The sequence below is a fragment of the Microvirga roseola genome, from assembly GCF_020866965.1.
Taxonomy (GTDB): domain Bacteria; phylum Pseudomonadota; class Alphaproteobacteria; order Rhizobiales; family Beijerinckiaceae; genus Microvirga; species Microvirga roseola.
In genome coordinates this window covers 177,634-202,998 of the sequence record NZ_JAJATX010000001.1, presented here as the reverse complement: position 1 = coordinate 202,998, position 25,365 = coordinate 177,634, and the positions used below count along the sequence as shown (strand labels likewise).

Sequence of the window (25,365 nt, the reverse complement as noted above, 5' to 3'; positions counted from 1 at the left end):
CCATGGCGCTTTTGGAAATCGAGAATCTCGTCGTCGAGTTTCAGACCACGGCCGGAATGTTCCGGGCCGTCGACGGCGTGTCACTCAAGGTCGACGAGCGTGAGGTCCTGGCCATCGTCGGCGAATCCGGCTCGGGCAAGTCCGTGTCGATGCTCGCCGTGATGGGCCTTCTGCCATGGACGGCGAATGTCACGGCCGACAAGATGACCTTCAACGGCCGCGACCTTCTCCGGATGTCCGACGCCGAACGCAGGAAGATCGTCGGCAAGGACATCGCGATGATCTTTCAGGAGCCGATTGCGAGCCTCAACCCGTGCTACACCGTCGGCTTCCAGATCGAGGAAGTGCTGCGCTTCCACCTGGGCATGGGACGGAAGCAGCGGCGTGAGCGCGCTATCGAGCTTCTGACCGCAGTCGGCATCCCCAATCCCGCCGAGCGCCTGAACTCGTTCCCACATCAGATGTCCGGCGGCCAGTGTCAGCGCGTGATGATCGCCATGGCCATCGCCTGCAATCCGAAACTGCTGATCGCCGACGAGCCGACCACGGCGCTCGACGTCACGATCCAGAAGCAGATTCTCGACCTGCTCATGCAGCTTCAGGACGAGCACGGGATGGGAATGATCATGATCACCCACAACATGGGTGTCGTTGCGGAAACCGCCGACCGTGTCGTGGTTCAGTACAAGGGCCGCAAGATGGAGGAGGCCGACGTTCTGACGTTGTTCGAGAATCCGCGCAGCAACTACACGAAGGCTCTCCTGGCCGCACTACCCGACAACGCGACGGGCGACCGTCTGCCCACCATCGCCGACTATTTCAAGGATGGAAGCGATATCGCCGGAGCGGCCGTATCATGAGTGTTGTTCTCGAAGCCCGAAACATCGTCCGGGACTATCACATGCCCGGGAGCCTCTTCTCGAAGGGCAGGACCATCCACGCCGTCAAGGGCGTAAGCTTCACGGTTGAGAAGGGAAGGACCCTTGCCATCGTCGGCGAGAGCGGCTGCGGCAAGTCCACGCTCGCACGCATCCTCACGTTGATCGATCCTGCGACGTCCGGCGACCTCCTCATCCGGGGACGCAAGGTCGACATCGCGAAGGGAGATCTCACGAAGGATCTGCGCCGCGAAGTGCAGATCGTCTTCCAGAATCCCTATGGCTCGCTCAACCCGCGCCAGAAGATCGGCGACGCGCTGACGGTACCGCTGGTGATCCAGGGCAATGTGCCTGCGGATGAGCGCCGGGATCGCGCCATGGCGATGCTGAAGAAGGTCGGCCTGAGCGAAGAGCATTACAATCGCTATCCGCACATGTTCTCCGGCGGTCAGCGTCAGCGTATCGCGATTGCCCGCGCCCTGATGCTCAATCCGAGCCTGCTCGTTCTCGACGAGCCCGTTTCGGCGCTCGACCTCTCGGTTCAGGCGCAGGTTCTGAACCTGCTGGCCGACCTGCAGGACGAGTTCAATCTCACCTATGTCTTCATCAGCCACGATCTGTCGGTGGTCCGTTACATCGCCGATGAGGTGATGGTGATGTATTTCGGCGAAGCGGTGGAATACGGCACCCGCGATGAAGTATTCTCCGACCCGAAACACGACTACACCAAGACCCTGTTTGTGGCGACGCCGCGCGCGGACCCCGCGAGCATCAGGGCGCGGCTGGCGCGGAGAAAGGTCGCCTGAGGGCACGACTTCGCCCAGTCCACAAACCTAAAGACGGGGCCGCCTGATTGGCGGCCTTTCTTTTTACGCAGGGAGCGGAAGGCGCTTGGTTTCCTGCGCCTGTCTGGCTTTCGCAGAGGTCACCGCCTCCGGGATCTCCTCCTCGCCGGTGGCGGCCTTCAGGCACTGCACCACCGCATCGCGCAGGGACGAGACGTAATAGTCGGCCCCAATCGTGCTGCGCAGCGCCTCGTTTTTCAGCACAGCATCCTCCGCCGGCCACAATCCGACGAGCACAGGAGCCTTGGGCACCTGTTTCCTGAGACGCCGCAGGAGATAGCGCAGGTGGGCCGGCGTGCCGCTGATCTCCAGATAGCTGATGCACACCATCCTGACCTCGGACATGTCGAGGTTGAGGATGGCCGAACGCGACACGGCCTCGTGAGCCACGACGCGGGTTCCCAAGCCATGCTTGGCGAGGAGTTGCGCCAGCATCTCGGAGGCCGCCTCGTCGAGCGGGCCGCGCCCGGCGATGCACAGCACCGCCCCCTCGGCGGTCCAGTCCTCCGGAATTCTCTCTTCCAGAGGCCGGGTTTCGAGGACGGCGGGTTCCTTGATGGCGGGCTTTTCGCTCTCTGGCGGCGCCACGGGGTCGTCGTCCGTTTCGCCGGGCGGAGGCTCTACATCATCGTGGTATCTCAGGTCCTGCACCAGGGCATGGATGACGTCCCTCACCTGCTCGAGCTGACGGTTCGTCAGAACGCCGCGGCTTGCGTCGCCCGCGGCGAGCTGCAGGCCCCTCAGGGCGACCTCGTCGTAGTAGGAGGTGAGCGAACGGTCCTTGAGCAGCACTTCCGCGGATTCGAGCGCTTCGTCGGGATCGCCCGCGAGCATGCGCTGGTAGAGGTTTTCGGTCGGCGTCAGGGCGGGTCGGTCGCCGAGAAGCACGTCGAGGAATTCCAGCCGCTCCACATGCCGCCCCAGCACGACGAGGCAGAGGGTGAGCGGCGTTGCGATGAGCAGGCCGACAGGACCCCAGATCCAGGTCCAGAAAATGGCCGAGATGACGACAGCAAACGGTGACAGTCCCGTGCTCTGCCCGTACACGACCGGCTCGATCACGTGCCCCATCAGGGGCTCGCTGATGAGAAAGAGCGCCAAGGTCATGAGCGCCATCGACCAACCGGGATCGACGGCAGCGGCGAGCAGGACGGGGGGCAGCGTCGCGGCCACCGAGCCGATATAGGGCACGAAGCGCATCAGGGCCGCGAAGATGCCCCACAGGAGGGGACTCGGCACGCCGATCAGCCACAGGCCGATGGAGATCACCACGCCGAAGGAGGCGTTGAGGCCGAGCTGGATCAGGTAGTAACGGCTGAGCCTGCGGGCCGCATCGTCCATGGCGACCGTCGTTCGGTGCAGGTCGCGCGCGCCGAAGAGCCGGATCATCCGGTCGCGCAGGTCCTCCCGCTGCATGAGGATGAAGATCAGGACGACGAAGACGATGCCCATGGTCGCGAGCGGCTCGAGGACGGGCAGCAGGACGTTCTGCGCCACCTCGGCGGGCGTCGGTTCGGGCTCGTGCACCTCAACGGGCAGCGGATTCGGCTCGTTGGGTGCAGGAGCTTCGGCAGGCTGGGCTTCCGTGGGTGGCGCCGTATTCTCGGCGACCGCCCGATCGATCTGCCGGCCGAAGTCCTTCAGGAGCGCAGGGAACCGCCCGAGGGTTCCCTCGCGCAGGGAGCCGATCTTGTCCTGGATCGTGCTCTGGTATCGCGGCAGGTCGCTCGCAAGGCCGGCCAGCTGAAAGCCGATGATGCCGCCCAGCGACAGGATGATCCCGAGGGCGACGAGCACGGCAATGATCACCGACGGCACCCGGCCCAGCCGCCAGCGCCGCAGCAGGTCCACGAAGGGCGCGAGCACGAAGGCGAGCAGGATGGCCAGCACGACCGGCAGGAAAACGTCCTGCCCTACATAGAGAGCCGTCAGCACCACGACCGCCACGGCCAGGGTCATCAGTCCCGATATGCTGGGCACGCCGGGCGGGGTGATCGGCGTCTGGGGAGGCGGAACGGGAGCGGGTGCTGGGCGCATCGTGTGGGTCGCTGTCGAGCTGCGAGGGGATCTCGCTGGCTGCAAAACAACGTGCGTGAGGCCGGAACGATCCTTGGCCGTTCCTCAAAAGGTTTCAGAGGAGTCCTGGGACTTTTTGCCATCTGTGTCCGCCTGGATCTGACCCCACCTCATAAGGAAACCGAGACCTCACTCCAGCAGCCCTCTTATTTCCCATGTCGATCGATAGACGCAGCCTTCTGATCGGTGCAGCCCTCGCTGCCTCTCCCCAGGTCCACGCCCGCGCCCTCAAGGACAAGCCAACACTCATGCCCGTGACGGAGCAACGCAACACGTTCAAAAGCGGCGGCAAGACCGTCACCGTCGAGACCTTCCAGGCGGCAGGTTCCCCCCCGCACCCGACGATCCTGATGCTGCACGGCGCCGATGGGCTGAGCCGCAGCACGCAATACCACGAGGGCGCCCGCAGCGTGGCCGGCGCGGGCTATCAGGTCCATCTCGTGCATTATCTTGACCGCACGGGCGAGAGGCGGGCCTCCTTCGGCACCCTGTTCCAGAACTTCCAGCCTTGGATCGAGACCGTGCAGGATGCGCTGAGCTTCGCGGCGAACCGCCAGGACGGCGATCCCGGTCGCATCGGAGTCGTCGGCATTTCTCTCGGCGCGGCGCTGGGCCTAGCCGTTTCCAGCATGGACCGGCGCATCAAGGCTCTGGTGAACTATTTCGGCCCGCTTCCTCAGGGCGCCATCGCACGGGATTCGCGCCTGCCGCCGACCCTCGTGCTTCATGGAGCGGTCGATCCCATCGTACCCGTTTCGAATGCCTATGCGGTCGAGGCGCTTCTCCGCCAGCAGAAGGTCCCGCACGAGATCAAGATCTATCCCGGCGAGGGCCACGGCTTCAGGGGCGAGGCGCATCGGGATGCGACGCAGCGCTCCATCGCCTTCCTCCAGCGCCACCTGTCCGGGAGCGAAACCTCGACCGGCTCGGAGCCCCTTCGGAACAGGGGCTGAGGCCTTTCCTCCTGAAGAGCCTGTGTTCTCTGCGGGAAACCGGATCCACTTTTCCGCACGATGCGCTAAGTCTCGAAGACCGGAACAATGAGGCAGAACGATATGACCGAATCCGAGGCGAACCTTTCGGCCAATCCTCTCCTGGGCCACAATCCTCTCCTGGGCCAATGGACCGGCCCGTTTGGCCTTCCGCCGTTCGAAAGCATCGCGCCGGAGCATTACAAGCCGGCATTCGATGTTGCCTTGAACGAGCAGCAGGCGGAGATCACCGCCATTGCGGACAGCGCGGAGGCCCCCACCTACGCCAATACCGTCGAGGGCCTCGAGAAGAGCGGCCGGACGCTCAAGCGCATGGGTGGCGTGTTCTTCAATCTCGCCGGCTCGCACACCAACGATGCGATCCAGGCGGTGGAGCGCGAGATGGCCCCCATCCTCGCCAAGCACCGCAACAGCATCTTCATGAACGATTTGCTCTTCAAGCGCGTGGATGCCCTCTTCCAGCAGCGGAACAGCCTCGGCCTCACGCCGGAGCAGACGCGCGTGCTCGAGCGCTACCATACGATCTTCGTGCGGGCCGGCGCACAGCTCGGCCCGGAGGAGAAGAAGCGTCTCGCCGCGATCACGGAGCGACTGGCGGGTCTCGGGACACAGTTTTCCCAGAACGTTCTGGCGGACGAGAAATCCTACCAGCTCGTCCTCGAGAACGAGGCAGATCTCGAAGGCCTTCCGCCCTTCCTGCGCGAGGCCGCTGCACAGGCCGCCGAGGAGCGCGGGTTGAAGGGCAAGCACGTGATCACCCTCTCCCGCTCCAGCATCGAGCCATTCCTTCAATTCTCCAGGCGTCGCGACCTGCGCGAGCAGGCCTTCAAGGCCTGGGCGGCGCGCGGCGACACGGGCGGCGCAACCGACAACAAGGCGATCATCACCGAGATGGCGGCTTTGCGGGCAGAGCGGGCGAAGCTTCTGGGCTACGGGACCTTCGCCGATTTCAAGCTCGCCGACACCATGGCGAAGACGCCGGAGAACGTCCTCAAGCTTCTGAACGAGGTCTGGAAGCCGGCCCGCGCCCGCGCCCAGGAAGAGCGCGACGATCTCCAGGCCCAGGCGCAGTCGGCAGGCGACAACATCGAGATCGCGCCGTGGGACTGGCGCTACTATGCCGATCGGGTCCGCATGGCGCGCCACAACCTCGATGAGGCGACCATCAAGCCCTACTTCCAGCTCGACCGGATCATCGAGGCGGCCTTCGAGACGGCGAACAGGCTCTTCGGCCTGAGCTTCCGGGAGCTGAAGGATTTCGAGCGCTATCACCCCGATATTCGCGCCTGGGAGGTTCTCGACACGGACGGCTCGCATGTGGGCCTCTTCATCGGCGATTATTTCGCACGAAGCTCCAAGCGCAGCGGCGCATGGATGAGCGCCTTCCGCTCGCAGGAAAAGCTCACCGGCGAGATCCGTCCGATCATCGTGAACGTGATGAATTTCTCGAAGGGTGCGCCGGGCGAGCCGTCGCTTCTGAGCTTCGACGATGCGCGCACGCTCTTCCACGAATTCGGCCATGGGCTGCACGGCCTTCTCTCGAACCTGACCTATCCGCTCCTCGCGGGCACGGCCGTTTCGACGGACTTCGTGGAGCTCCCCTCGCAGCTCTACGAGCACTGGCTCTCGCAGGAGGACATCCTGCGCCGCTATGCCACGCATTACCGCACAGGCGAGCCGATCCCCGAGGAACTGCTGCAGCGTCTCGTGGCTGCGCGGAATTTCAACCAGGGCTTCGCGACGGTCGAATATCTCGCCTCCGCCTTCGTCGACCTTGAACTGCACCGGCGCAAGGATGGCAGGGATCTCGACGTGTCGGCGTTCGAGAGAGAGACCCTCGAGAAGATCGGGATGCCGCGCGAGATCATCATGCGCCACCGCACGCCGCATTTCACCCACGTCTTCGCGGGCGACGGCTATTCCTCGGGCTATTACAGCTATCTCTGGTCGGAGGTGCTGGATGCGGACGCCTTCACTGCGTTTGAGGAAACGGGCGATGCCTTCAACCGGGAATTGGCGGACAAGCTGAAGCGCTTCATCTATTCCGCCGGCAACCTGCGCGATCCGGCGGAGGCCTACACGGAGTTCCGGGGCCGTCTTCCGACGGCTGATGCGCTTCTCGCCAAGAGGGGTTTGGTGACGACGCCCGCTGCTTGAGCGGCGGGCAAGATAGCCTCATCGAAGGAAAAACGTCGCTCCCGGAAGTGGCATTCACTTTCGGGACGAAGGGATCGTCACACCGTGTCCGTCAGGAGTTCCTTGGACCGCCTGATCATGCGGAGATGGAAGTGAACCCGGCCGATCTTCAGGACTTCCCTCGCCTTTGCCTTGGGCGCAGGATAATCGCGCAGGACGCCCCTGAGGAAAGCCGCTCCTTTCGGATCGAGATCCAGGGCTTTTGCGTCGAGCACCGGCATAGGAGGGTTCCCTTCTGGTTGGTGTTGTTTGGAAACGCAACGCCTATGAAAACAACGGCCAAGCTTGCGCAAAGTTCCCCTTTACCGGGAGAAGCGCAGCTCGCTGACCTGTCGGGAGACGATTCCCGGCTCCAATATAGACGCGGGAAAATGGGCCTTATTGGGGCCATCGGGGAACCGCTGCGGCTCCAGGCAGAGGCCGGCATGGGGCCCGTATGGCGCGCCACCGAGCCCAGGAACGGACATGTCGAGCAGATGGCCATCATAGAACTGGAGGCCCGGCTCCGAGGTCCAGAGCTCCATTGAGAGGCCGTTCTTCAGCGACTTCAGGGTTGCGGCGTGGCGCAGCTCGCCGGACGGCTCGCGCAGGACATAGTTGGTGTCGTAGCAGATCCGATGCTGCATCAGCTGCACCGCTCCGATAGGCCGCAAGGTCGTGAAATCGTAGTCCGTTCCCTCCACGCATTTGATCTCACCGGTCGGGATGAGATCGGCTTGGGTCGGCGTGATGAAATCGCCTGCGATCATCAGGTGATGGGACGAAATGTCCGGGCTGCCGTCGAGATTGAAGTAGCTGTGCGTGGTGAGGTTGACCGGGCACGGTCGGTCGCAGGTCGCCTCCAGGACGATTCTCAGCCTGGCTTTGTCCATGAGCTCATAGGTGCACGTGGCAATCAGGCGGCCCGGATAGCCCATATCGCCGCCATCGGAGACGAGAGCGAGAGTCAGGGCCGAGGGCTTCCGGTCGATGATCGTCCAGAGGCGGGAGCCGAAGCCCATGGCGCCGCCATGGAGCTGGTTTCGCCCCTCATTGGCGTTGAGCCTGTGCGTCTCTCCGTTCAAGGTGAAGCGCGCCTGCCCGATGCGGTTGGCGTAGCGCCCGACGATGGCGCCGAAATAGGGCGAATGGGCGATGTAATCCTCGATGGAATTTAGGCCCAGCACGACCCTTTGCGGGCCGGATGCTGACGGTACGATCAGATCGCGGATCACGGCGCCCCAGGTCAGGACGCACATCTCGGTCCCGTCAGGCCCGGTCAGCGTTGCCTGCAGAACGTCCTCGTCGTCCGTTGAGCCGAACCGCTCGAGTCCCATCGCCTACCCCTCGAAGATATTGGCCCTCAGTCCGCGGATGCCGGTCTCGACCTTGAAGAGATGCCCCGCCATCGGGTCGATATGCGGATCGTGGCCGATGGCGGCGGTCGTGATGTAGAGATCGGTGAGATCCGGCCCGCCGAAGGCGCATTTCGTCACCTGCGACGTGGGCACCGGCACGATCCGTTCCACCGAGCCGTCCGGCCCGAAGCGGGTGATGCGCGACGCGCCCCAGTGACAGACCCAGACATGGCCTTCCGCGTCGATGGCCATGCCGTCCGGATAGCCCCACCCCTCGTCGAAATGAGCGAAGCTGCGCGGCTCGCCGATCCGGCTTTTGTTCGCATCGAAGGCATAGATCGTCCGGCCCGTCGTATCGGTGGCGTAAAGCGTCTGCCTGTCATGGCTGAAGATGGGGCCGTTGGTGACGACGATGCCGGAATGAAACTGGGCCAGCTCCCTGCCGTCCCAGCGCCAGAATGCTCCCGACGCATCCGCCTCATCGTCGTGCATGGTGCCGAAATAGACCGCCCCGTCCGGCCCCACATGGCCGTCATTGATCCGGTTGCCGGGCTTGTCCTCCTCGGGCGCGACAAGACGCTGGACATCGCCCGTTTTCAGGTTAAAGCGGGCGAGACCGGACTTGAAGCCCGCGATGACCACCTTGGGGTCAGGGGTCAGGGCGACGAAGCCCACGGATTCCGGCGCATCGACGCGGGAATGCTCGGCGGTTTCCGGATGATAGCGCCAGATCCCCGGGCCCTTGATGTCGACCCACAGGAGCGTATCGGTGCGGTGGTCCCAGACAGGCCCCTCGCCCAGCATGCAGGCACTGGCGACCGCCACGTGCGGCGTGTGAGGATGAACGACGGGATTGGTCATGTCTTGCCCCCTTGGGCTCTCCGCCCTGCCTGTAACTATGACAGGGTGGAACGGGTTCAATCAGGCGGCTGCGATCCGCTCCGCCAGGGAGACGAGGCTCAGATCCGATCCGGCGGGCCCCATGATCGACAACCCGAGCGGCGCGCCGTTTCGGGAAGCGAGCGGGATCGAGACCTGCGGCAGGCCCGACAGGACCGAGAGGCAGAGCAGGTTCAGGGCGTTGTTGCGGTAGTCGTTCAAGGCCTCGTCGCTCTCGGAGACGAGCGGCGCAATATCCGGCATGGTCGGCAGGATCAGCACCGCGTCCTGCCTGAGGAGATCGGCGAAGCGCAGCTGGAAGGCGCTGCGGACGATCATGGATTCCGCCACCTGGGCATCCGTGACCGCCTGCGAGAACTCGAAGCGGTCGGCGACGCCGGGCCCTAAAGGCGGTCGGTAGCGCTCGATCATCGCTCCATCGATGGTCCAGGCCTCCCGGCTCTGGATATAGCGCATGGCCCAGTAAAGGCCCGTGAAGCCCTCCCTGGCGACGTCGACCTCCTCGGGGGCGCCCAGCACGGCCTGCGCCTTGCGCAGCGCAGGCTTCAAAGCCTCCCGAACGGGGGCATCGAGCAGGGCGAAGGCATCCCGGGCGAGATAGATCTTCGGGCTCTGGGTCAAGGGAGCGCCGTCCGTTCCGAGCAGCACCTCGCCGACCCGGACGAAGGTCGCGCCGTCGCGGGTGAAATATCCACAGGTATCGAAGGAGGGCGCGAGATCGTGGCAGAGCTCCAGGCTGACCCTGCCATGGGTGGGGCGGATGCCGAAGAGGCCGCAATGATTGGCCGGCGCCCGCACGGAGCCCCCCGTATCGGTGCCGAGAGCGAAGTCGCACAGGCCGTTGGAGACGGCCGCGGCGGAGCCCGAGGAAGAGCCGCCGGGGATCCGGTCGGGCGCGCCCCCGTTCACCGGGGTGCCGAAATGGGCGTTCTTGCCGCTCATGGAAAAGGCGAGCTCGTCCGTGATCGTCTTGCCCACGAGCCGCGCGCCTGCATCCAGCAGCTTCTGGACGGTGGGCGCGGTCCGGGTCTTGATGCCGGACATGGCGAGCATGTGGGGCGATCCTGCGCTCGTCGGGTAGCCCGCCACGTCGAACAGGTCCTTGGCGGCGAAGGTCAGGCCCGCAAGGGGCCCGCCCTCGGCATGGGGCACGGAAACGGCGGGATAGGGCATGAAGGCGCGGGCGGGATCGTGATCGAGGAGCATGGAACCACGGCTTGCTTGAGGGAATGACCAGAAGGGAATGTGTCACTCCCGCCCGGGCCCGAGCAAGGGCGGAAATCCGGACCTGAGCAGTTTGGCCTTTCTTCATGCCCTGAAAGGCCCTAAATCCTCGCAGGTCCTCGAGAGAAGGAAGCGCTGATATGGCGAAGGCATCGATGATCCGCTGGCTGGCTCTTGGAGCGGCGCTCGCGCTGGCAAGCCCGGCCGTGCAGGCGCAGCAGAAAGATCCGATCCGGATCGGCGAGCTCAATTCCTATTCCAAATGGGCGGCCTTCACCGTGCCCTACCGAAACGGCTGGCAGATGGCCCTCGAGGAGATCAACGCCAAGGGCGGCGTGCTCGGCCGGCCCATCGAGATCATCTCCCGCGACGACGGCGCGACTCCCGGCGACGCCACCCGCGTCGCCGACGAACTCGTGACCCGCGAGAACGTGTCCCTGCTCTTCGGCTCCTTCCTGTCGAATGCCGGCGTGGCCATGGCGGATTTCGCCAACCAGAAGAAGATTCCCTATATCGCCGCCGAGCCGCTGACCGACGCCATCACCATGGCGCAGGGCAACCGCTACACCTATCGCATCCGCCCCAACAACTTCATGCAGGTCGGCATGCTGGTGGACGAAGCGAAGCTCTCGGGCGCCAAGCGCTGGGCCATCGTCGCGCCGAACTACGAATACGGCCAGTCGGCCGCGGAAGTGTTCAAGCGCCTCATCAAGGAGCGCGTGCCCGGCGCGGAGATCGTCGCCGAGCAGTACCCGGCTCTCGGCAAAATTGAAGCTGGCGCAACCGTCTCCGCCCTCGAACAGGCCAAGCCCGACGGCATCTTCAACGTGCTCTTCGGACCCGACCTCACCCAGTTCGTCCGTGAGGGCAACACGCGCGGCCTCTTCGAGGACGCGACGGTTCTGTCCCTGCTGACCGGCGAGCCGGAATGGATGCTGCCCCTGAAGGACGAGGTGCCGGAGGGCTGGACCGTGACCGGCTACCCTTGGGACCAGATCAAGGAGCCGAAGCACGAGGCCTTTGTGAAGGCCTACCGCGAGAAGTACAGCGAGACGCCGCGCCTCGGATCGCTTCTCGGCTACATGACCGCCTACATGATCCGCGACACGATCGAGCGCGCCGGCTCGACCGAGACGGAGGCTATCCTCAAGGCGCTCGAGGACACGAAGTTCGAGACGGTCATCGGCCCCGTCACCATGCGCGGCATCGACAACCAGTCGACGATGGGCGCCTGGGTCGGCAAGCTCGAGCAGCAGGGCGCGGGCGGGCGCATGACGGATTGGGAGTACAAGGCGGGCGAGCCCTTCATGCATCCTGAGTCCGAGGTCAAGGCGGCGCGGAAGGAGTGATCGGTTGAAGGCTCGGCGCGGGTCCCCCCTCCCCTCGCGGGGAGGATAGCTCATGGATCCCTCCTTTCTCGTCATCCAGGCTCTCAACGGGCTCGCCAGCGCTTCGTCGCTCTTCATCACCGCCTGCGGGCTCACCATCGTCTTCGGCGTGACGCGGATCGTGAACTTCGCGCACGGCTCCCTCTACATGATCGGAGCCTATACGGCGGCGACGCTCGTGCCGCGGCTCCTCGAGCTCTCCTTCGGGCCGGTCTCCTTCTGGGCCGGCATTCTCGTCTCAGCTCTCATCGTCGGCATCATCGGCGTTCTCATCGAGGTTCTGCTCCTGCGCCGCATCTACGGCGCGCCGGAACTCTTCCAGCTGCTCGCCACCTTCGGCCTCGTGCTCGTGGTGCAGGATCTCGTGGTGCAGGTCTTCGGGCCGCAGGACATCCTCGGCCCCCGTGCACCGGGACTGCGCGCGCCGGTCGAGATTCTCGGACGGCGTTTTCCGTCCTACGAACTCGTGCTCATCGCCGCCGGACCCGTCGTGCTCGGTCTCGTCTGGCTGCTTCTGCGCCGGACGCGCTTCGGCGTCCTGGTGCGTGCGGCGACGCAGGACCGGGACATGATCGCAGCGCTCGGCGTGAACCAGGCGATACTGTTCACCGGCACGCTCTTTCTCGGAGCCTTCCTCGCAGGTCTTGGCGGCGCGCTGCAGATCCCGCGCGTGGCGGCCAATACGGGCATGGACCTCGCGATCATCGCGGAGGCTTTCGTGGTCACCGTCGTCGGCGGCATGGGCAGCGTGACGGGCGCTTTTCTCGCGGCCCTCATCATCGGCCAGCTGCAGGCCTTCGGCATTCTGATCTTTCCGAAGAGCACGCTCGTCGTGGTCTTCCTGCTCATGGCGGTGGTGCTGGCCATCAGGCCCAACGGCCTGTTCGGACGGCCCGAGACGGTTGGCGGCACGCACGCGGTCGGCATCGCCAGCCACAAGCCGCGATCCTCCAACTGGATTTTGGGGCTCGCCGCGATTGCTGCGCTCGCCTGCCTCCCGCTGGCGGCCGACGCCTATCTCCTGAAGGTCGCCACCGAAATCCTGATCTTTGCGCTCTTCGCCTTCAGTCTCCAGCTCCTCATCGGCGTCGGCGGTCTTGTGAGCTTCGGCCATGCAGCCTTCTTCGGTTTGGGGGCCTATGGCGCGGCGCTGGCCGTGAAGTGGCTCGGCGCACCGATGGAGGCCGCGCTCCCCGCAGGGCTCGTGCTGGCCGGTACAGGCGCTGCGCTGATCGGGGCCTTCGTCGTGCGCCTGTCCGGCATCTATCTCGCGATGATGACGCTCGCCGCTGCGCAGATCCTCTATGCGGTCGCCTTCCAGTGGGTGGAGGTCACGGGCGGCGATAACGGCATCGTCGGCGTCTGGCCCTCCGCCTGGGCCAGCGGTCAGGTCCCCTATTACCTGATGACGCTCGGCCTGACCGTCGTGGCCGTCTTTCTGCTCGTCCGCATCATCAACGCGCCCTTCGGCTACGCGCTGCGCGCTGCGCGCGATTCCGAGCCTCGCGCCGAGTCCATCGGCATCAATCTGCGCCAGCATCGCTGGCTCGCCTTCATGATCTCCGGCGCCGCCGCAGGGCTTTCCGGCGGTCTCTACGCCTTCTCGCGGGGCTCCGTCGATCCTGGCCTGCTCGGCATTCCCACCTCCGTGGATGCGCTCACCATGCTGCTGCTGGGCGGCATCCAGACGGTAATGGGGCCGCTCGTGGGCGCAGGCGTGCTGCATTTCCTGCGCGACCAGATCATGCCGCTGACCTCCCTCTGGCGACTGTTCTTAGGGTTGAGCATCATCGCCATGGTGCTGCTCTTCCCGCGCGGTCTCGTCGGCACCGTCCAGCATTGGCGGGAGGAGCGGGCATGACGCTTCTCGCCGTCCAATCCCTCAGTAAGTCCTTCGGCGGCGTGGTGGCGGCGCAGGACGTGGACTTCGCCCTGGAGCGCGGCGAGATGCTCGCCCTCATAGGCCCGAACGGCGCGGGCAAATCGACCGTGTTCAACATGATCGGCGGCCAGCTCCGCTCCGACCATGGGCAGGTCCTGCTCGATGGGCAGGACATCACCGCCATCTCTCCGCAGGCGCGCTTTCGCCGGGGCGTGGGCCGCACCTTCCAAGTGGCGCAGGCCTTCCTTTCCATGAGCGTGGCGGAGAACGTACAGATGGCCCTGGTGAGCCGTGCAAGGGAGAGCCGCGCCCTCTGGTCTCCAGCCCGCAAGCGCCATCGCGAAGAGGCGCTGATGCTTCTCGACCGGGTCGGCATGGCGGACGCGGCGGATCGTCCCTGCTCGGCGCTAGCCTATGGCGACGTGAAACGGGTGGAGCTTGCCATCGCGCTCGCAGGCCAGCCCAAACTGCTGCTCATGGACGAGCCGACCGCAGGCATGGCCCCTCGCGAGCGGGCGGCGCTCATGGATCTGACGGCCTCCATCGCGGCATCGGAAGGCATTGGCGTCCTCTTCACCGAGCACGATATGGATGTAGTCTTCGGCCACGCGGGCCGCGTCCTCGTGCTCCTGCGCGGCCGGATCATCGCGAGCGGCGCGCCCGACGAGATTCGCAGCAACCCGGATGTGCAGCAGGCCTATCTCGGCGATGACCACGCCCTTGCGCAGCCGACAGGAGCAGAAGCCCCGTGAGTGCGCCGCTTCTGGATATCCGGAATCTGTCCGCCTCCTACGGCAGCGCGCAGGTGCTGTTCGGATTGTCGCTTGAACTTCGCGCAGGCGAAGTCGTGGCCCTCGTCGGGCGCAACGGAGCCGGCAAGACGACGACGCTCAAGGCGATCATGGGACTGGTCCCCGCGAAGGCCGACCGCCTCGCCTTCAGAGGCCGTTCGCTCATCGGCCTGCCGACCTACCGGATCGCCCGCCTCGGCCTCGGCTACGTTCCAGAAGACCGGCGCATCTTCACGGATCTCACCGTCGACGAGAACCTGGAGACCGGCCATCGCGCTGCCGGTGCAGGGCGCTCGCCCTGGACTCCCGAGCGGCTCTTCAGGCTCTTTCCCAACCTTGCCGAGATGCGAGACCGCCGCGGCAGCCAGATGTCCGGCGGCGAGCAGCAGATGCTCTCCATTGCGCGCACGCTCATGGGCAATCCGGAAGCCATCCTGCTCGACGAGCCGTCGGAAGGCATCGCGCCGGTCATCGTGCAGATGATGGCGGAGGCGATCCGCGCCATGAAGGCCGAGGGCGTGGCCGTGCTTCTCTCCGAGCAGAACTGGGCTTTCGCCGCCGGCATCAGCAACAGGGCCTGCGTCATCGAGCGGGGCGAGATCCGTTTTCAGGGCTCCATGGCGGAATTGATGGCGAATGAGGCTCTGCGGGCCGAAACGCTCGGAGTCTAGGGGACGCGCCCTGGGGTTTCCGGCGTCACCGGAGTGGCGGTGGCGGGCGTTTCTGCCCCGGGAATTGCCCCTGTCGCCCCTGGCGGATCGTCACGGTCGACGAATACGACCCATAGCACCGTGCTCATCGCGACGATCAGCAGCGCGACGGCAAGGAGGGCTATCCAGTTGCGTGATCTCATATCGGTCTCCTGCCCCCAGTGAGTGTCCAGCCTGACAGTTGCAACTCCCATACGGCGGCCTGCGTTCCCATCGGCATGGATCCTCGCGCTTCCTCTCCAGGGCCTCCCACGGGCTGGCCCGTTTCTGCCGACGGCATCGCCTATCCCCCGGAGCCCTGGCGGCTCAGGGGAGAGCTTTACGGCTCCTTCTGGCTCGTTCCCCGTTCGACCGTCGAGGCTTTCCTGCCGGAGGGCGTTGCGCCGCTCGCCGTCAGCGACAGGGCTCTCGTGGTGACCGGGTGGGCGGTGTACAGGCCCGGCAGCGTGCTGCGATACCGCGAGCTGCTCTGCGGCGTCGCCCTGCGTGCCGATGACGGTTTCGGGCTCTCCATCACTCATATCTGGGTCGACGATCCGGCCTCCATGGCGGGGGGCCGGGAGCTTTGGGGCGTCCCGAAGCAGCTCGCCCGGTTTGCTCCGACCGGCTCGGGGGCCTTCGGCGAGGAGGCCCGGGACGAGGGGGGACAGATCGCGCGTCTCACCTTCGACCGGACGCTCCCCGTTCCCGGACAGTGGCCGCTGACCTTGCAGGCCGTGCAGGAGCTCCGGGGCCGCCTCAAGGTCACCCGGCTGCGGATCGACGGGCGCGTGGACCTCGGGCGCGCCGTCTGGCGTTTCAGCGAGACCGGCCCTCTTGGTTTTCTGCGGGGCCACATGCCGATCCTGAGCGTCAGATCGGGCTCGGCCGTAATCGGGTTCGGGGTTGATGCCTCGGAGAGCAGAGCATCCTTCCTGCCCGATGCTCTGGCCTGGCTCCTCTCCTCACGGCCAAGGCAATCATACGGGCGCTAAGCCATTGACGGAACGGGGCGAACGGCCGATATGCAGGCCATCCGGCGCAGCCTGCGCCCGCCTCCTCTCATTCGACGTGAAGGAATTCCCGCTTCATGGGCGTCATCCATGTGACCGACCGGGCCGGCCAGCGCCACACCCTCGAAGCGATCGAGGGCTGGCGGGTCATGGAGATCATCCGGGATTGGGGCCTGCCCATCGAGGGCCTGTGCGGCGGGGCCTGCGAATGCGCCACCTGCCATGTCTTCGTCGCCGAGGAATGGCTCGACCAGCTCTATCCCCCGACCGGGGAGGAGGAGGATCAGCTCGACACGGTGGTGACCCGTCCTAATTCCCGCCTTTCGTGCCAGATCATCTGGACTCCCGACCTCGACGGCCTGGAGGTCACCCTCGCCCCCACGGGCGGCTGACCGCATCCCTGCCGCATTGCCAATACCCGGAGACCGTGCTTTCGAAGGGGTCTCTCGAAGGAGCCTGTTCATGGTGGACAATATCGAAACGGACGTCGTCATTATCGGAGCCGGGCCTGTGGGCCTGTTCGCCGTGTTCGAACTGGGCCTCCTCGACATCAAATGCCACCTGATCGACATCCTGCCGAAGGTGGGCGGCCAATGCGCCGAGCTCTATCCGGAAAAGCCGATCTACGACATCCCCGGCTTCCCCGTCGTCACGGGCCAGGGGCTCGTCGACAACCTGATGGCGCAGATCGAACCGTTCCACCCGACTTTCCACCTCAACGAGATGGTGGAGAGCCTGGAATCCATCGGCACGCCGGAAGCCCCGCGCTTCCGGGTGAAGACCTCTGAGAACGGCACGACGTTCACCTGCAAGGCGGTGATCATCGCCGCCGGCGGAGGCTCGTTCCAGCCCAAGAAGCCGCCCATCGACAATATCGAAGCCTATGAGGGCACCGGCGTATTCTACGCCGTGCGCAAGATGGAGATGTTCCGGAACAGGCGCGTGCTGATCGTCGGCGGCGGCGATTCCGCCCTCGATTGGACCGTGAACCTGCAGCCCATCGCCAAGCGCCTCACGCTTCTCCACCGCCGCGACGCCTTCCGCGCCGCGCCTCATACGGTGGAAAAGATGCGTTCGCTCGTCGCCGCGGGCGACATGGATTTCCATCTTGGACAGGTGATGGGCCTCAAGGGCGAGGCTCCAGTGCTCGAAGGCGCGGTCATCCGCAAGGACGACGGCTCGGAGTTCCTGATCGAGTGCGACGTGATGCTGCCCTTCTTCGGCCTCACCATGAAGCTCGGCCCCATCGCCGATTGGGGGCTGAACCTTCACGAGAACCTGATCCCGGTCGATACGGAAAAATTCGAGACCAACGTACCCGGCATCTTCGCCATCGGCGACATCAACACCTATCCGGGCAAGCTGAAGCTCATCCTCTCCGGCTTCCACGAGGGCGCGCTCGCAGCACAGAAGGTGCACCGCTATGTATACCCTGAGAAAAAGCTTCTCTTCCAATACACGACCTCGTCCACAAGCCTTCAGAAGAAGCTCGGCGTCGTGGCCTGACAGGGTTTGGATACGGCCCGCCTTCCCCTTGCGGAGCGGGCCGGTTCCTGAAACTCTGGGCTCATGACGAACTCATCCGATCTCTCCCTCGGCCGTCGCGTCATGGCGATGATCGAGGCGCTCGCGCAGCACAGCGACGATCCCGGGCGCATCACGCGCCTCTATCTCTCGCCCGCCCATCGCGCCGCCGCCGAGACGGTGCTCGCCCTCATGCGGGATGCGGGGCTTGACGCGCATATCGACGCCCTCGGCTCCGTGATCGGCCGCATGGAGGGACAGGCCCCCGATGCGCCTGCCCTCATCGTCGGCTCGCATATCGACTCGGTCGTCGATGCGGGCCGCTATGACGGCAATCTCGGCGTGGTGCTCGGCATCGCCGTGGCGCAGGCCCTGCGGGACGGGGGCGCCATCCCCGCCTGTCCCATCGAGATCGTCGCCTTTGGGGACGAGGAGAATGTCCGCTTTCCGACCAATCTCTCCACGTCCCATGCGCTCGCAGGCCGGTTCGATCCCGCCTGGCTCGACGGCAGGGACCAGGATGGGGTGACCCTTCGCGAGGCGCTAATCCGCTTCGGCGGCGACCCGGAGGGGATCGCCGCCCTCGCCCGCGATCCTGCCCGCTATCGCGGCTACCTCGAGGTGCATATCGAGCAGGGTCCGCTGCTTGAATCCCGAAATCTTCCGGTCGGCATCGTCTCCGCCATCAACGGCATCACCAGGGCCCGCGCTCATGTGACCGGCGAGGCGGGCCATGCGGGCACCGTGCCGATGGCCATGCGCCGCGATGCGCTGGCGGCCGTCGCCGAAATGATCGGCATCGTGGAGCGCGCCGGTGGCACGCGCACAGACACGGTCGCGACCGTTGGCGTCGCCCAGGTGCAGCCGGGCGCGATCAACGTGATCCCCGCGCGGGTCGACTTCACCCTCGACGCCCGCGCGCCGGACGACGCGGTGCGCAACGCCATGGTGCAGGACATCGTGACCGAGTGCGAAACGGCGGCTGAACGCCGGGGCGTCGCGCTCACCATCGAGCCTTTCATGGACTCGCCGGCAACGCCCATGGAAAAGGGCCTGATGACGGTGCTCGAGGATGCGGTGGCGAGCCTCGGCATCGAGCCGCTGCGCCTGGCCTCGGGCGCGGGACATGACGCGGTGGCCATGGCGCATCTGTGCCCTGCCGCCATGCTCTTCGTGCGCTGCAAGGACGGCATCAGCCACAATCCGGCGGAGTCGATCACGCTCGAGGATGCGGATATGGCGGCGCACGTGCTGATCGAGGCCGTCAGGAAGCTGACGGCTCCGGTATGACGGTCCCGTCGCCCATCCTCGCCTTCGTCGGCGAGCCGGACGACGAACTGCATCGCGTCGTCCTCGAAGGCATCCGCACATTCAACCAGACGGTCCTGCTCTCCTCGCAGCCTGCGGGGCAGGACCTGGCCATCGCCATCCGCGATCCGGAGTGCCAGGCGCCAGTCGGCGGCCTCCTGGGACGCACGGCCGGGGGCTGGCGTGCCATCGAGCTGGTCTTCGTGCCCGAGACCCTTAGGGGCTCGGGCCTCGCGACGCGGCTGATCGCCATGGCGGAGGACGAGGCGCGCCGCCGCGGCTGCCATGCGGCCTGGCTCGACACGCTCAACCCGAAGGCGCTCGGCCTCTATCAGCGCCTCGGCTACGAGGTCTTCGGCGAATTGAAGGACTATCCTGTCGGCTCGAGCCGCTTCTTCCTTCAGAAGAAACTCGGCCCGGCTCCGAGCGCCTGAAGCATCTCAGCCGCTCCAATCCTCCGCAAGGATGGCCCAGCGCTCGTGATCGCGCCAGATGCCGCCGATCTTGAGGTAGCGCGGCGAGAATCCCTCCTGCCGAAAGCCGAGACGCTGCACGAGAGTGCGCGAGGGCTTGTTGCCCGGCTGGATGTTCGCCTCCAGGCGATGCAGGCCGAGTTCCGTGAAGGCGTGAGTGACGACGAGGCCCACCGCTTCGCTCATCAATCCGCGCCCGTTCATGCCGACGACGCCGTAATAGCCCATATAGGCGCTCTGGAAGAAACCGTGCACGATCTCGCTGAGATTGACGACGCCGGCGATCCTGCCGCTCGACGTCTCGCGGGCGATGAAGCCGATGGATCTGTCGCCGTCGCAACGGGCGAGATAGGCCATGAAGCCGATCCGGTCCCGGCACGGATAGACCCAGGGCTCGTGCAGCGCGATGCTCGCGAGATTGGCGGCGATCAGCTCATCGGCATCCTCGATGCGAACGGGACGGATGGTGACTCGCGATGCCATGGAACCGATCCCCTCTTCCCGGAACGTAGCGCAGCTCTGCCAATCCGCTCTTATTCCAGCTCACCCACCGCGCTCTCGACCGCTTCGACCACCGCGCCGGAGCGCATGAGGTCGAGGGCCTGGCGCATCTCGGTCGCATACCAGCGGTCGCCGTCGAGGGCCGGCGGGATGACGGCGCGGATGGCCTCCATCGCCGCACGCGATCCCTTGCCCAGCGGATGATCCTTGGCGAGAGGCTCGACGAGGGTCAGCGCCTGCGCCGCCATCAGCAACTCGCCCGCCACGATCTGCTCCACGTTCTCGACAACGGTGCGCGCCTTGCGCCCGCACCAGGTGGAGTTCGAGACATGGTCCTCCGCATTGGACTTGCCGGGGATCGAGTCGACGGAGCCGGGCACGGAGAGAGACCGGTTTTCCATCACCAGGGCCGACATGGAGCACTGCACCGTCGCGAAGCCCGTGTTCAGTCCGCGCTTGCCGGCGAGCAGGTTGCGCGGCAGCCCATAGGACATGGTGGGATCGATGAGCCGCGCGAGACGCCGCTCCGAAATCGAGCCGAGATCGGTCATGGCGATAGCGAGGAAGTCCATTGCCTGCGCCATGTACTGGCCGTGGAAATGGCCGCCCGAGATCGAGACGTAGCCGCCCTGGCCGTCATCGAAGATCAACGGATTGTCGGTGGCGGAATTCATCTCCGTGCCGACGATGCACTCCACATAGTCCACGGCCTCGCAGGCGGGACCGTGCACCTGGGGGGTGCAGCGCAGCGAATAGACGTCCTGCACGCGCGGGCTGGCAGGCTGCCCCGGCTGGCGCGGCTCGTCGGGAAAGACGATGTCGCGGGCGCTCTGCGAGCAGCGCTGCGTGCCCTCCAGGATCCGCAGGAGGTTGCGCGCGACCTTCGCCTGGCCCGGATGCGGGCGCGCCTTATGCACGCGCGGATCGAAGGCCGCGAGTTCGCCGCGCATGGCCTCGAGCGAGAGGCACATGGCGATGTCGGCGTGCTTCAGGATGCGCCGCGCGTCGTGCGTGGCGAGCGCCGCGAGCGCGAGCGAGGTCGTCGAGCCGTTGATGAGGGCGGAAGCATCCTTTGCGCCGAGCTCGAAATCGGGATCGAACCCTGCCGCGGCAATGGCCTCGCGGGCGGGCATGATGCGGCCCTTGTAGACCATCTGCGCTTCCGCGAAGCCGCAGACCGCGCCCGCCATATGGGCGAGCGGCGCGAGATCGCCCGATGCGCCGACCGAGCCCTTCTGCGGGATGACCGGGTGCAGGCCCGCATTGACGAAGGCAATGAGGCGCTCGACGAGCTCGACGCGCGGGCCGGAATAATTCGAGGCGAAGGCATTGGCGCGCAGCAGCATCATGGCCCGCGTCACGTCCTCGGCGAAGGGTTCGCCGACACCGGTCGCATGGGCATAGACCGTCTTCTGCTGGTAGGCCGCCATGTCATTGATGAGAACGCGCTGATCCTTGAACAGCCCGACGCCGGTATTGAAGGCGTACATCAGCGGCGCGTCGTCATGCATCCAGGTGCGGTCGATATAGGCTCGGGTCGCCGCGATCCGCTCGCGCGCCTCCGGATCGAGTGCCGCTTCCGCAAAGCGCCCCGCTGCATCGGCGCGCGCCACGCGCACCACATCCTCAATCTTGAGCGTTGCTCCGTCGAGCCTGACCGTCATCGCTGTTCCTCGCATGGTCCTCAAGGGATAATGGGGCTTCGGTTGGGGCGCAACAACGGCATCGGGCCGAGGTGACCGGCCATCGGCCGCATGCGAGGGCGACGCCGCTGCAGCGAGTTCCGGCCTCCGGTCACGGCCTTGGACCATCAAAGGTCAAAAGGGCAGCACCTTTGGGCCCGGAGCCGATCAGCTCCGAGCCTGAAGGGGTGGAGAGGGGGCGCGAAGGGCGTCCGGCTCAGAAATGGGTGAGATGGAAAGAGCCGGGTGGCCCCTCGCGCACGGCTTTCTTAGGCGGTCCATCACCCGTTGCCGGATGCGACTGGCCTCCCGTCGGGAGCGCGTGCGTGTCGCCCTCCCGCAGGACCGTGCCTGCTCCCACATCTTGCGACGCCTCGCGAGCGCGCCCCTCGTGGAGCAGATCTGACCTACCTATAGCAAAGCTTGTCCCCACAGCCTAGAACAGAATGAGAACATCCCTTCGGGATCACCGGAACAGGGCCGGTGATGAGGGAGAGGGGCAGGAAACCGAAAGCGCAAACAAAACAGGCCCTGGACGATCCAGAGCCTGTGAAAATTCTTGGCTGCCAGCCCTCTCGCTCCCGCCCTCTACCACACGGGAGAGGGAGACACACGGCTGTCCTTCGGATCAGACGCGGCCGAGGCGCTTCGTGGTCTGGGGGTCGAACAGGTGGACGTTGGATGGGTCGATGGAGAGGGTGAGGCTGCGGGTGTCGGCCGGGATCTGGCCGGTGGAGGCCTGCACGACGAATTCCGCGCCTGCGACCTTGCCGTGGAAGAGTTGGGTCGCGCCGAGCTCCTCGACGAAGTCCACATCCATGGTGAGGGCGCTGAAGCCCGCCCCGGTCCCGGCCTGAACGTCCTCGGGACGCAGGCCCACCTCGATGGCGGAACCGGGGGCGAGGCCGTCGCGCATATCCGTCACCTGGATCATCTGGCCGCCGACCGAGACGCGTCCGGGACCTTCGACCTTGCCGGGCAGGATGTTCATGGGCGGCGAGCCGATGAAGGTGGCGACGAAGCGGGTCTCGGGGCGGCGATAGACGTCCGAGGGCGTGCCGACCTGCTCGATCTGGCCGCCGGACATGACCACGAGCTTGTCGGAGAGCGTCATCGCCTCGACCTGATCGTGGGTGACGTAGATCGAGGTCACGCCGAGGGCGCGCTGCAGACGCTTGATCTCCACGCGCATCTGCACGCGCAGCTTGGCGTCGAGGTTGGAGAGCGGCTCGTCGAAGAGGAAGACCTGGGGCTTGCGCACGATCGCGCGGCCCATGGCGACGCGCTGGCGCTGGCCGCCGGAGAGGGCGCGGGGCTTGCGCTCGAGGAACGACTCGATGGCGAGGATGCGGGCTGCCTCCTTCACGCGCTTCTCGATCTCGTCCTTGGGCGTGCCGCGGTTCTTCAGGCCGTAGGCCATGTTGTCGTAGACGCTCATATGCGGATAGAGCGCGTAGTTTTGGAACACCATCGCGATGTCGCGGTCGGCCGGCTCGATCTGGTTCACGACCCGGTCGCCGATCTTCACCGTGCCGCCGGAGATGGTCTCCAGGCCCGCGATCATGCGCAGCAAGGTGGACTTGCCGCAACCGGACGGGCCGACCAGCACGCAGAAGGAGCCGTCCTCGATGCCGAGAGAGACGCCCTTCACGGCTTCCACATTGCCCGCATAGACCTTCCGCACGGTATCGAGCGTCACGCCTGCCATTGTTCTATTCCCCTTAGCGTCGACCCCTGCATCTTCTCGGGCAGTCGGCCGTCATCCTTTGATACTTCAATGAGCCTCCCGGCGGGGCCGGGAGAACGACGCGCGAAGTCCGGCGTCACTTCTCGGTTTCGACGAGGCCCTTCACGAAGAGCCGCTGCATGAAGATGACCACCAGCACCGGCGGCACCATCGCGAGCACCGCGGTCGTCATGGCGATCTGCCATTCGGTCAGGGCGTCCTGCGTCGTGATCATCTTCTTGATGCCGATGACGATGGTCTGCATGGAGCTCTTCGTCGTGATCAGCAGCGGCCAGAGATACTGGTTCCAGCCATAGATGAACTGGATCACGAAGAGCGCCGCCATCGTCGTGATGGAGAGCGGGATCAGCGTGTCCTTGAAAAAGCGGAACGCGCCGGCGCCGTCGATCTTGGATGCTTCCAGCAGCTCGTCCGGGATCGTCATGAAGAACTGCCGGAACAGCAGCGTGCCGGTGGCCGATGCGATGAGCGGCAGGATCAGGCCCGTATAGGTGTCGAGGAGGCCGAGATCCGCGACGATCTTGTAGGTCGGGTAGATACGCACCTCGACGGGCAGCATCAGGGTGATGAAGATGACCCAGAACGCCGTCATGCGAAGCGGGAAGCGGAAATACACCACCGCGAAGGCCGAGAGGATCGAGATCAGGATCTTACCGACCGCGATGCCCATGGCCATGATGAAGGAGTTGAGCATCATCGTCCCGACGGGCTCGCGGGTGGAGCTCGACGCACCGACGAAGATGGTGCGGTAGTAGTTCTCGTCCGCCTGATCGCCGGGGATCAGGGGCATGTTGCCGTTGATGATCGTCGCCGCATCGAAAGTGGACGCCAGGATCGCCAGATAGACCGGGAAGGCGACGATGACGACGCCGACCAGCAGGACGAGGTAGGCAACGATGTTTCTGTAACGCCGGCTCTCGACCATCAGTACTGCACCTTGCGTTCGACATATTTGAACTGGATGGCTGTGAGCCCGATCACGATCACCATCAGGATCACCGACTGCGCCGCGGAGCCGCCGAGATCGCCGCCTAGGCGGCCGTCCGCATAGACCTTGTAGACGAGGGTCGTCGTCTGGCCCGCCGGTCCGCCGCCGGTCACGGCATCGATGATGCCGAAGGTGTCGAAGAACACGTAGACGATGTTCACGACGATGAGGAAGAAGGTCGTGGGCGAGAGCAGCGGGAAGATGATGGTCCAGAAGCGGCGTAAGGGGCCCGCGCCGTCGATGGCGGCGGCCTCGATTACGCTCTTCGGGATCGATTGCAGGCCCGCCAGGAAGAAGAGGAAGTTGTAGCTGATCTGCTTCCAGGTGGCGGAGAGCACCAGCAGGAGCATCGCATGGTCGCCGTTGAGCAGCGGATTCCAGTCGATCCCGACGGCGCGGATCGGCCGGGTGAGCGTGCCGAGCGACGGGTGGAACATGAAGATCCAGAGCACGCCGGCGATGGCGGGCGCGACCGCGTAGGGCCAGATGAGCAGGGTCTTGTAGGCTTCGCCGCCGCGCAGGTTCTTGTCGGCCTGGGTGGCCAGGAGCAGCGAGCAGGCGAGCGACAGGACGGCGACGGCGGTGGAGAAGACGGCCGTGTTCACCATCGCCCGGTAATATTCGGGCTGCTGGAACAGGTAGCGGTAATTCTCGAAACCGACGAATTCGCTGGAAAGACCGAAGGCGTCCTCCATCAGGAAGGACTGCCAGATGGCCTGCGATGCGGGCAGGTAGAAGAAAATGATCGTAATCGCCAGCTGCGGCAGGAGCAGCATGTACGGCAGAAACTTGCTCGAGAAGAGGGCTCGTTTTTCCATCGATCCAAGCCAACGGGTGATGCGCGGGCAGAGGTCGGCACCAACCGATCTGCGAGGCTATGTCATAAGAGAGTCCCGGGCAGCTTGCGGCTGCCCGGGACGATGATCCGACT

At 65.4% G+C, this 25,365-nt stretch carries 24 protein-coding genes; 13 read left to right on the top strand and 11 right to left on the bottom strand.

Annotated elements, in window-relative coordinates:
* Positions 1 to 2 precede the first annotated feature (2 nt).
* Together LG661_RS01010 and LG661_RS01005 are read left to right on the top strand one after the other, a co-directional pair.
* A complete protein-coding gene (locus LG661_RS01010; RefSeq protein ID WP_230529986.1) occupies positions 3 to 860 on the top strand; it encodes an ABC transporter ATP-binding protein in 858 nt (285 codons plus the stop codon).
* Positions 857 to 1,684: an ABC transporter ATP-binding protein gene (locus LG661_RS01005; RefSeq protein ID WP_230529985.1), complete on the top strand. Its 828-nt coding sequence runs from the start codon at positions 857 to 859 to the stop codon at positions 1,682 to 1,684. Before LG661_RS01010 ends, LG661_RS01005 begins: the two co-directional genes overlap by 4 nt.
* 63 nt (positions 1,685 to 1,747) lie before the next feature.
* Here the strand turns inward: LG661_RS01005 and LG661_RS01000 are convergent, their stop codons facing one another.
* Positions 1,748 to 3,760: an AI-2E family transporter gene (locus LG661_RS01000; RefSeq protein WP_230529984.1), complete on the bottom strand. Its 2,013-nt coding sequence runs from the start codon at positions 3,758 to 3,760 to the stop codon at positions 1,748 to 1,750.
* Positions 3,761 to 3,954: 194 nt separating this feature from the next.
* Between LG661_RS01000 and LG661_RS00995 the strand changes: the two genes are divergently transcribed.
* Together LG661_RS00995 and LG661_RS00990 are read left to right on the top strand one after the other, a co-directional pair.
* Positions 3,955 to 4,752 carry a dienelactone hydrolase family protein gene (locus tag LG661_RS00995; RefSeq protein WP_230529983.1) on the top strand — a complete coding sequence of 266 codons (798 nt, stop codon included), beginning with the start codon at positions 3,955 to 3,957 and terminating at the stop codon, positions 4,750 to 4,752.
* Between the two features lie 102 nt (positions 4,753 to 4,854).
* Entirely contained in the window at positions 4,855 to 6,948 is a 2,094-nt protein-coding gene (locus LG661_RS00990; RefSeq protein ID WP_230529982.1) for a M3 family metallopeptidase, read from the top strand.
* A gap of 77 nt (positions 6,949 to 7,025) precedes the next feature.
* Here the strand turns inward: LG661_RS00990 and LG661_RS00985 are convergent, their stop codons facing one another.
* From LG661_RS00985 to LG661_RS00970, 4 genes are all read right to left on the bottom strand, one after another.
* Entirely contained in the window at positions 7,026 to 7,208 is a 183-nt protein-coding gene (locus LG661_RS00985) for a hypothetical protein (RefSeq protein WP_230529981.1), read from the bottom strand.
* Between the two features lie 81 nt (positions 7,209 to 7,289).
* Positions 7,290 to 8,303, bottom strand: coding sequence for an aldose epimerase family protein (locus LG661_RS00980; RefSeq protein WP_230529980.1), 1,014 nt, complete (start codon positions 8,301 to 8,303; stop codon positions 7,290 to 7,292).
* 3 nt (positions 8,304 to 8,306) lie between these two features.
* Entirely contained in the window at positions 8,307 to 9,185 is an 879-nt protein-coding gene (locus LG661_RS00975) for an SMP-30/gluconolactonase/LRE family protein (protein WP_230529979.1), read from the bottom strand.
* Between the two features lie 60 nt (positions 9,186 to 9,245).
* Positions 9,246 to 10,430 (bottom strand): amidase, encoded by a 1,185-nt coding sequence (locus LG661_RS00970; RefSeq protein ID WP_230529978.1) that lies wholly within the window; start codon positions 10,428 to 10,430, stop codon positions 9,246 to 9,248.
* Between the two features lie 158 nt (positions 10,431 to 10,588).
* On the opposite strand from LG661_RS00970, the gene LG661_RS00965 reads away from it, so the two are divergent.
* Genes LG661_RS00965 through LG661_RS00950 form a run of 4 tightly spaced genes read left to right on the top strand, consistent with a single transcriptional unit; the run spans position 10,589 to position 15,180 of the window.
* Positions 10,589 to 11,797, top strand: a complete 1,209-nt coding sequence (locus tag LG661_RS00965) for an ABC transporter substrate-binding protein (protein WP_230529977.1) — start codon at positions 10,589 to 10,591, stop codon at positions 11,795 to 11,797.
* Positions 11,798 to 11,849: 52 nt separating this feature from the next.
* Positions 11,850 to 13,697 carry an ABC transporter permease gene (locus tag LG661_RS00960; RefSeq protein WP_230529976.1) on the top strand — a complete coding sequence of 616 codons (1,848 nt, stop codon included), beginning with the start codon at positions 11,850 to 11,852 and terminating at the stop codon, positions 13,695 to 13,697.
* A complete protein-coding gene (locus LG661_RS00955; RefSeq protein ID WP_230529975.1) occupies positions 13,694 to 14,470 on the top strand; it encodes an ABC transporter ATP-binding protein in 777 nt (258 codons plus the stop codon). Before LG661_RS00960 ends, LG661_RS00955 begins: the two co-directional genes overlap by 4 nt.
* Positions 14,467 to 15,180 carry an ABC transporter ATP-binding protein gene (locus tag LG661_RS00950; protein WP_230529974.1) on the top strand — a complete coding sequence of 238 codons (714 nt, stop codon included), beginning with the start codon at positions 14,467 to 14,469 and terminating at the stop codon, positions 15,178 to 15,180. Before LG661_RS00955 ends, LG661_RS00950 begins: the two co-directional genes overlap by 4 nt.
* Here the strand turns inward: LG661_RS00950 and LG661_RS00945 are convergent.
* A complete protein-coding gene (locus LG661_RS00945; protein ID WP_230529973.1) occupies positions 15,177 to 15,362 on the bottom strand; it encodes a hypothetical protein in 186 nt (61 codons plus the stop codon). The genes LG661_RS00950 and LG661_RS00945 overlap by 4 nt on opposite strands.
* Positions 15,363 to 15,437: 75 nt before the next feature.
* Here LG661_RS00945 and LG661_RS00940 point away from each other — a divergent pair, with 75 nt between their 5' ends.
* The 5 genes from LG661_RS00940 (at position 15,438) to LG661_RS00920 (ending at position 19,477) form a co-directional block, all read left to right on the top strand.
* Positions 15,438 to 16,193 carry an acetoacetate decarboxylase family protein gene (locus tag LG661_RS00940; RefSeq protein WP_230529972.1) on the top strand — a complete coding sequence of 252 codons (756 nt, stop codon included), beginning with the start codon at positions 15,438 to 15,440 and terminating at the stop codon, positions 16,191 to 16,193.
* Positions 16,194 to 16,288: 95 nt separating this feature from the next.
* Positions 16,289 to 16,603, top strand: a complete 315-nt coding sequence (locus LG661_RS00935) for a 2Fe-2S iron-sulfur cluster-binding protein (protein ID WP_230529971.1) — start codon at positions 16,289 to 16,291, stop codon at positions 16,601 to 16,603.
* Between the two features lie 70 nt (positions 16,604 to 16,673).
* Positions 16,674 to 17,717, top strand: coding sequence for an NAD(P)/FAD-dependent oxidoreductase (locus LG661_RS00930; protein WP_230529970.1), 1,044 nt, complete (start codon positions 16,674 to 16,676; stop codon positions 17,715 to 17,717).
* A 63-nt stretch (positions 17,718 to 17,780) separates the two neighbouring features.
* Positions 17,781 to 19,025 carry an allantoate amidohydrolase gene (locus tag LG661_RS00925; protein ID WP_230529969.1) on the top strand — a complete coding sequence of 415 codons (1,245 nt, stop codon included), beginning with the start codon at positions 17,781 to 17,783 and terminating at the stop codon, positions 19,023 to 19,025.
* Positions 19,022 to 19,477, top strand: a complete 456-nt coding sequence (locus LG661_RS00920) for a GNAT family N-acetyltransferase (RefSeq protein WP_230529968.1) — start codon at positions 19,022 to 19,024, stop codon at positions 19,475 to 19,477. The genes LG661_RS00925 and LG661_RS00920 overlap by 4 nt, the downstream gene beginning before the upstream one ends.
* Positions 19,478 to 19,483: 6 nt before the next feature.
* Here LG661_RS00920 and LG661_RS00915 read toward each other — a convergent pair whose 3' ends face one another.
* The 5 genes from LG661_RS00915 to ugpA form a co-directional block, all read right to left on the bottom strand.
* Positions 19,484 to 19,999, bottom strand: a complete 516-nt coding sequence (locus LG661_RS00915; RefSeq protein WP_230529967.1) for a GNAT family N-acetyltransferase — start codon at positions 19,997 to 19,999, stop codon at positions 19,484 to 19,486.
* Positions 20,000 to 20,049: 50 nt separating this feature from the next.
* Entirely contained in the window at positions 20,050 to 21,681 is a 1,632-nt protein-coding gene (locus tag LG661_RS00910; RefSeq protein WP_230529966.1) for an HAL/PAL/TAL family ammonia-lyase, read from the bottom strand.
* A gap of 646 nt (positions 21,682 to 22,327) precedes the next feature.
* Entirely contained in the window at positions 22,328 to 23,407 is a 1,080-nt protein-coding gene (locus tag LG661_RS00905) for a sn-glycerol-3-phosphate import ATP-binding protein UgpC (protein WP_230529965.1), read from the bottom strand.
* Between the two features lie 115 nt (positions 23,408 to 23,522).
* Positions 23,523 to 24,371 (bottom strand): sn-glycerol-3-phosphate ABC transporter permease UgpE, encoded by an 849-nt coding sequence (ugpE, locus tag LG661_RS00900; protein ID WP_230529964.1) that lies wholly within the window; start codon positions 24,369 to 24,371, stop codon positions 23,523 to 23,525.
* Positions 24,371 to 25,252, bottom strand: coding sequence for a sn-glycerol-3-phosphate ABC transporter permease UgpA (gene ugpA / locus LG661_RS00895; RefSeq protein ID WP_230529963.1), 882 nt, complete (start codon positions 25,250 to 25,252; stop codon positions 24,371 to 24,373). The genes ugpE and ugpA overlap by 1 nt, the downstream gene beginning before the upstream one ends.
* Between the last annotated feature and the right edge of the window lie 113 nt (positions 25,253 to 25,365).

Coding starts and splice junctions, on each gene's coding strand:
- LG661_RS01010 (WP_230529986.1), top strand. CDS start 3: ATGGCGCTTTTGGAAATCGAGAATCTCGTCGTCGAGTTTCAGACCACG.
- LG661_RS01005 (WP_230529985.1), top strand. CDS start 857: ATGAGTGTTGTTCTCGAAGCCCGAAACATCGTCCGGGACTATCACATG.
- LG661_RS01000 (WP_230529984.1), bottom strand. CDS start 3,760: ATGCGCCCAGCACCCGCTCCCGTTCCGCCTCCCCAGACGCCGATCACC.
- LG661_RS00995 (WP_230529983.1), top strand. CDS start 3,955: ATGTCGATCGATAGACGCAGCCTTCTGATCGGTGCAGCCCTCGCTGCC.
- LG661_RS00990 (WP_230529982.1), top strand. CDS start 4,855: ATGACCGAATCCGAGGCGAACCTTTCGGCCAATCCTCTCCTGGGCCAC.
- LG661_RS00985 (WP_230529981.1), bottom strand. CDS start 7,208: ATGCCGGTGCTCGACGCAAAAGCCCTGGATCTCGATCCGAAAGGAGCG.
- LG661_RS00980 (WP_230529980.1), bottom strand. CDS start 8,303: ATGGGACTCGAGCGGTTCGGCTCAACGGACGACGAGGACGTTCTGCAG.
- LG661_RS00975 (WP_230529979.1), bottom strand. CDS start 9,185: ATGACCAATCCCGTCGTTCATCCTCACACGCCGCACGTGGCGGTCGCC.
- LG661_RS00970 (WP_230529978.1), bottom strand. CDS start 10,430: ATGCTCCTCGATCACGATCCCGCCCGCGCCTTCATGCCCTATCCCGCC.
- LG661_RS00965 (WP_230529977.1), top strand. CDS start 10,589: ATGGCGAAGGCATCGATGATCCGCTGGCTGGCTCTTGGAGCGGCGCTC.
- LG661_RS00960 (WP_230529976.1), top strand. CDS start 11,850: ATGGATCCCTCCTTTCTCGTCATCCAGGCTCTCAACGGGCTCGCCAGC.
- LG661_RS00955 (WP_230529975.1), top strand. CDS start 13,694: ATGACGCTTCTCGCCGTCCAATCCCTCAGTAAGTCCTTCGGCGGCGTG.
- LG661_RS00945 (WP_230529973.1), bottom strand. CDS start 15,362: ATGAGATCACGCAACTGGATAGCCCTCCTTGCCGTCGCGCTGCTGATC.
- LG661_RS00940 (WP_230529972.1), top strand. CDS start 15,438: ATGGATCCTCGCGCTTCCTCTCCAGGGCCTCCCACGGGCTGGCCCGTT.
- LG661_RS00935 (WP_230529971.1), top strand. CDS start 16,289: ATGGGCGTCATCCATGTGACCGACCGGGCCGGCCAGCGCCACACCCTC.
- LG661_RS00930 (WP_230529970.1), top strand. CDS start 16,674: ATGGTGGACAATATCGAAACGGACGTCGTCATTATCGGAGCCGGGCCT.
- LG661_RS00925 (WP_230529969.1), top strand. CDS start 17,781: ATGACGAACTCATCCGATCTCTCCCTCGGCCGTCGCGTCATGGCGATG.
- LG661_RS00920 (WP_230529968.1), top strand. CDS start 19,022: ATGACGGTCCCGTCGCCCATCCTCGCCTTCGTCGGCGAGCCGGACGAC.
- LG661_RS00915 (WP_230529967.1), bottom strand. CDS start 19,999: ATGGCATCGCGAGTCACCATCCGTCCCGTTCGCATCGAGGATGCCGAT.
- LG661_RS00910 (WP_230529966.1), bottom strand. CDS start 21,681: ATGACGGTCAGGCTCGACGGAGCAACGCTCAAGATTGAGGATGTGGTG.
- LG661_RS00905 (WP_230529965.1), bottom strand. CDS start 23,407: ATGGCAGGCGTGACGCTCGATACCGTGCGGAAGGTCTATGCGGGCAAT.
- ugpE (WP_230529964.1), bottom strand. CDS start 24,371: ATGGTCGAGAGCCGGCGTTACAGAAACATCGTTGCCTACCTCGTCCTG.
- ugpA (WP_230529963.1), bottom strand. CDS start 25,252: ATGGAAAAACGAGCCCTCTTCTCGAGCAAGTTTCTGCCGTACATGCTG.